The following is a 5,415-nucleotide window of genomic DNA, read 5'->3' as shown; positions in this document are numbered from 1 at the left end:
AAAGTGCGATATATTAAAATGAGAAAATTGACAAAAAAATAAGCCTATATCAAGGTTTTCAAGGAAAATTTATTTATACAACTGTCAAAGACCCGTACCTGACTCTATATGCCAATCCAGAAGTTCTTCCAGCTTTTCAAAATTTACTGCACCATCTTTAAATGGTGTTATAAGTGCAACTCCCGAACCATTAAACAAACTCATAAAAACACCTCTTTTAATTTCTTTCATTTAATTTATATATTTATTATATTCTAATTTTTTACTAGTTTTATTGCTAAATATGCTTGAAACATTGTAAAAAATGCTTTAGCATATAATTATATTAATATCGAGGTAAAATTCAATGGCACAAAATACAATTTTAAAAATTAAACGCGGTTATTTGAATAAAGACTTTCAAATATTTCATTTAAAAGATAAAAAAGATATCAAGTTTGAATTCCACTATCACAATTTCAATAAGATAGTTATCTTTTTATCAGGTGATGTAACTTATCTGATAGAAGGTAAATCTTATAAATTAAAGCCTTGGGACATCCTTCTCGTAAATAACAATGACATACACAAAGCAATAATAAATCCAGATAAAATATATGAACGTATAATCCTATGGATAAATTCTGATTTTTTAATAAAACATAACGATGAATTTAATTTATTAAGCTGCTTCGAATTTGCATCAAAACAAAGATTTAATTTGTTAAGACCTGACAAAGAAAATATCGAACATATAAGCAAAATAATTTTTAATATAGAATCCACCTTTAAAGATAAAAAATTGGGTTATAAAATTCTTAGAGTTTCTTTATTCTTGGAACTTATGGTTTATATCAACAGATTATTTTTAGGTCAAAAAGATATAAAAGAATCCTGCGACATAAAATATGACAGGCGCATAAATGATATTTTAAATTATATAAATAAAAATTTGGATAAAGATATATCTATAAATTTTTTATCCTCTAAATTTTTTGTAAGCAAATATTACCTCATGCATAAATTTAAAGAACAAACTGGTTATACAATTCACAATTATATACTTCAAAAAAGGCTGATCATGTCTACCTTGTTTATAAAAAATGGTAAAAGCATAACAGATGCATGTATTGAATCGGGATTCAGAGATTATTCCAATTTTTTAAGAGCTTTTAAAAAAAGATTTGGATTCTCTCCAAAAAAATATTATAAAAATTAGAAAGTTTTTGGAGCTATTCTTTGTTGATAGCTCCAAATGTATGCAATCATATATTATTTTTAAGTTCACCATCTAGAAAACCTGCAGTATACTCCAAAGTTTCATCTTCCCATTCCTTGCTATCAAAAGTATGATCAGAACCTTTAACAGCATGAATTACAGCTTTAGTACCGTAAATTTCTCCATACCTCTCAGAAATGGTAAAAGGAACACTTTTATCTTCAGTTCCATGAATAATTAATACATTTTTATCGTAAGGAGCTGCTATTCCAAAAATATCTAATTTTAACACGTCTTCTACAAAATCTTTTCCAACTGCGAAACCATCTAAATCATAGTAGCCTCTTTCTTTCAATCCATTAATATCATTTTCACTTCTTCCTGTCATTACAAGCTCACCCATATTTCCAGCTGGAGCCCACAGGCAAAGAGCTTTGATGTCATCCTTGCACTCTCCAGCAAGCATACTTGCAACAGCTCCACCCATGCTAATTCCTAGAACTGCTATTTTACTGGTATCAACAAAATCCAGGGACTTTGCATAATTTAGAATAGCTCTGGCATCGTCAAGTTCTTTAGACATAGTCATGTCTACAAAATTTCCATCACTTTCTCCACTACCATCAAAATCAAACCGAACACTTGCAATTCCTATGTTTTCTAATATTCTAGATAATTTTACAAAAATAAAATGCTGCTCTGCTTTGTTTCCCATAAAACCATGGAATAGACAAACTAATGGAATCCTTCCTGTAATTATTTGCGGAGTGTGTACCATCCCTCTCAAAGTCAAACCTTTATTTTTAATTTCAACTGATTTTTGCATAAAATTACCTCCACATCGATTTGTTTCTAAATATTATAACATATTATTATTTTTTATAACTAATAATATTAACTATAATCTTATATTTATTTATCTGTAATCTTTTTAAATAATTTCTCAACACTGTCCACAATACAATCAGGTTTTTCATTTTCTAATTCTTCCACAGAACCGTATCCATACGTAACTCCAATAGAATAGATATTGTTCTCTCTAGCACCTATAATGTCATATCTCCTGTCTCCTACCATAACTGCATCTTCACTTTTTATACCATGCTTATCCAAAGCATATCTGATTACTTCACTTTTTTTGCCTCTTGTGCCATCTAAATTGCTTCCAGCAAAATCATAAAAGTACTTCATTAAATCAAAATGTTTTAATATTCTCTCTGCAAAAACCTGCGGTTTTGAAGTAGCTAAAATCAACTTAAATCCAAGTTTTTTTAATTTTTTTAAGAAGTCATCTATTCCATCATATACTTTATTTTCAAAAATCCCTGTATCTTTAAAATAATCCCTGTAATATTTAACCGCTTCAGCTACTTTGTCATCGTTAAAATTATAGAATTCAATAAATGAATCTTTAAGAGGCGGTCCTACAAATTTTTCAAGTGTGTCTAAATTCTTTATTTCAATTCCAAACTTTTTTAAAGCATACTGTACAGATTTAGTTATGCCCTCTTTAGAATCAGTGAGTGTACCATCTAGATCAAATAATATATATTTATATTTCAAATTGTTTTTCCTCCAATTTCAAAAAATTTTATGATACATTTATTTTATCATTTCACTACATAAAAATATAGCAGCTGTACTTTATATATGTATAATAGTATTATAAATTTGTTAAAATAAAATATATGAGGTAAGATAATGACTAAATTAAATTTTAAAGATTTCGAATTAAGCAGCAATATACTATCAGCGATAAGGAAACTTGGCTATATAGAACCTTCCGAGGTTCAAGAAAAAGTTATTCCTCTTGTTCTAAAAAATAATGATGTTATAGTAAAATCACAGACTGGAAGTGGAAAAACTGCAGCTTTTGCCATACCAATCTGTGAAAAAATAGAACTGGAAGAGAGAGATCCACAGGTTTTAGTACTCTCTCCTACAAGAGAGCTATCACTTCAAATAAAAGAAGATTTTATAGATATAGGAAGATTTAAAAGAATAAGATGTGCAGCTATATTTGGCAAAGAACCTGTAACTATCCAAATAAACGCGCTAAAACAAAGGGTTCACATTGTAGCTGGAACTCCAGGAAGAACTCTTGATCTTATAGATAGAGGTGTCCTAAAACTAAAAAAAATAAAATATCTAGTTATAGATGAAGCTGATGAAATGCTAAATATGGGCTTTATAGATCAGGTTAAATCCATTATAAATAGACTTCCTAAAAAGAGAGCAACCTTTCTTTTCTCTGCAACCATGCCAAAACAAATATTGGATTTATGTGATAAATATATGATAAATCCTACAAACATAGAAATTAAATCTAAAAGTTCGGTAACAGATAGGATAAAACAACTGTATTACCAGGTAGAATATTATAATAAGTTTGATTTATTGAATAAAATAATATACACGGAGAGACCTGAAAGCTCCATGATATTTTGCAGGACAAAGAAAAATGTAGAAGATTTAACTGCAAAAATGAATGATAGAAATTATTCCTGCATGGCTCTTCACGGCGGTATGCTGCAAGCTGACAGAATAAATGTTATAAAGAGTTTTAAAAGAGGTGAATTTACCTTCCTTGTCTGCACTGATATAGCTGCTCGGGGACTGGACGTTGAAAATATAACTCATATAATAAATTATGATATTCCTATGGAGAAAGAAAGTTACATTCATAGAATGGGCAGAACAGGACGTGCAGGAGAATGTGGAACTGCCATAACTTTTGTAACGCCTAAAGAATACAGATTTTTAGAAGAAATAAAAGAATACTTCAATCTTACTATAGAAGAAGGAAAGGTTCCAACTCTGGAAGAAGTAAAAAAAGGTAAAGCCATATTTAAAAAAAGTGCTGAAACTTCACCAAAACTAAAAAAAGACAAGGCAGAAAAACTCAATAAGGATATTACAAAAATACACTTGAGTGCCGGAAAAAAGAAAAAAATAAGACCAGGTGACATAGCTGGAGCCATATCAAGCATTGACGGAGTAAATCCTGAAGACGTAGGAATTATAGACATACAAGACAACTTTTCTTACGTTGAAATACTTTCTGGAAAAGGAAACCTGGTCATCGAAGGCCTTAAAGATAAGACTATAAAAGGTAAAACTGTAAGAGCTGAAAAAGCAAGAAAATAAAAATCACAAAGTATTGGTGACAGGCACCTGTAATATATTCACAGGTGCCTGTCACCAATATTTACTACAATGCTCTGAATCTTTCAGGTTTATATCCATGCTTTCCTTCTAAAACGCTATCGATTAAAGCAATTATATTATCCCTGTCTTTTGATAATGTTCCAGCTAAATTTATATAGTTTGAAGCATGATTGCTTCTAAAAACACAATTAGTAGCATGAATTTTTTTAACAAGTTCACGAGTTTCAAGCATAACTTCTTCAGGGGGTAAAAGTTCAAATTTCCCACAATTTATATTTTCATAAATTTGAGTACCTTTTTCAACCATAAGAGTTAAAAGTCCAACGTAATCAGGATCAATGGCACTTATAACTTTTGCAGATTCTAAGGCATTTTCTTTCCATTTGTATTTTCCTCCTATGCCTGAAATAAATGTAACAGAAAGCTTAACCCCACTTCCTTTAATTTTTTTTCCTGCCTCTATTATTTGAGAAGATGTAACACCTTTTTGTATTTCTTTAAGTATAGTATCACTTCCACTTTCTATCCCCATATAGAGCATACTTATCCCAAGTTCCTTTAATTCTCTAATCTCATGAACAGATTTTCTTAAAATGTCCCCTGGAGCTGCATAGGATGTTACCCTTTTACATTCTGGAAATAGCTCCTTTATTTTTAACAATATGCATCTTAAATTCTCCATTGATAAAACAAGTGCATCACCATCTGCTAAAAATATGCGCTCTACATGACTATACATTGCCCTAGCTTCATATAAATCTTCATATATCTCTTCTAATTTACGTATTCTAAATTTTTTATTTTTATACATACTACAAAAACTGCATTTGTTGTGTGAACATCCTATAGTAACTTGAATTATTAAACTATACGCTTCACTTGGCGGTCTATATACAATACCTTCATATTTCATATGATTAGTTCTCCTTTTGTAAACGCCAAATCATGCGTACCTGACCTTTCCCCAATAAAATAGACATCTTAAACTCGTAATATCTCTTTATTTCGTAGATTATCATAATCTTTTAATTTTTATGCTGCTTTTGATT

At 29.9% G+C, this 5,415-nt stretch carries 5 protein-coding genes; 2 read left to right on the top strand and 3 right to left on the bottom strand.

The window, feature by feature from the left end:
- Window positions 1-346 precede the first annotated feature (346 nt).
- On the top strand, window positions 347-1,198 hold the full coding sequence (locus J2Z42_RS14200) for an AraC family transcriptional regulator (RefSeq protein WP_209703422.1): 852 nt from the start codon (window positions 347-349) through the stop codon (window positions 1,196-1,198).
- Window positions 1,199-1,244: 46 nt separating this feature from the next.
- Here J2Z42_RS14200 and J2Z42_RS14195 read toward each other — a convergent pair whose 3' ends face one another.
- Window positions 1,245-2,024 (bottom strand): alpha/beta hydrolase, encoded by a 780-nt coding sequence (locus tag J2Z42_RS14195; protein WP_209703421.1) that lies wholly within the window; start codon window positions 2,022-2,024, stop codon window positions 1,245-1,247.
- An 86-nt stretch (window positions 2,025-2,110) separates the two neighbouring features.
- Entirely contained in the window at window positions 2,111-2,761 is a 651-nt protein-coding gene (locus J2Z42_RS14190; RefSeq protein WP_209703420.1) for an HAD family hydrolase, read from the bottom strand.
- 138 nt (window positions 2,762-2,899) lie between these two features.
- Between J2Z42_RS14190 and J2Z42_RS14185 the strand changes: the two genes are divergently transcribed.
- Window positions 2,900-4,345: a DEAD/DEAH box helicase gene (locus J2Z42_RS14185; protein ID WP_209703419.1), complete on the top strand. Its 1,446-nt coding sequence runs from the start codon at window positions 2,900-2,902 to the stop codon at window positions 4,343-4,345.
- A gap of 64 nt (window positions 4,346-4,409) precedes the next feature.
- On the opposite strand, the gene J2Z42_RS14180 is transcribed toward J2Z42_RS14185, so the two are convergent.
- Window positions 4,410-5,279 carry a radical SAM protein gene (locus J2Z42_RS14180; RefSeq protein ID WP_209703418.1) on the bottom strand — a complete coding sequence of 290 codons (870 nt, stop codon included), beginning with the start codon at window positions 5,277-5,279 and terminating at the stop codon, window positions 4,410-4,412.
- Window positions 5,280-5,415 lie beyond the last annotated feature (136 nt).

The organism is Clostridium algifaecis (genome assembly GCF_017874415.1).
In the GTDB taxonomy this organism is placed as follows: Bacteria; Bacillota; Clostridia; order Clostridiales; family Clostridiaceae; genus Clostridium_B; species Clostridium_B algifaecis.
The sequence above is the reverse complement of the archived record's forward strand: the minus strand, read 5'-3'. Positions and strand labels throughout refer to the sequence as shown.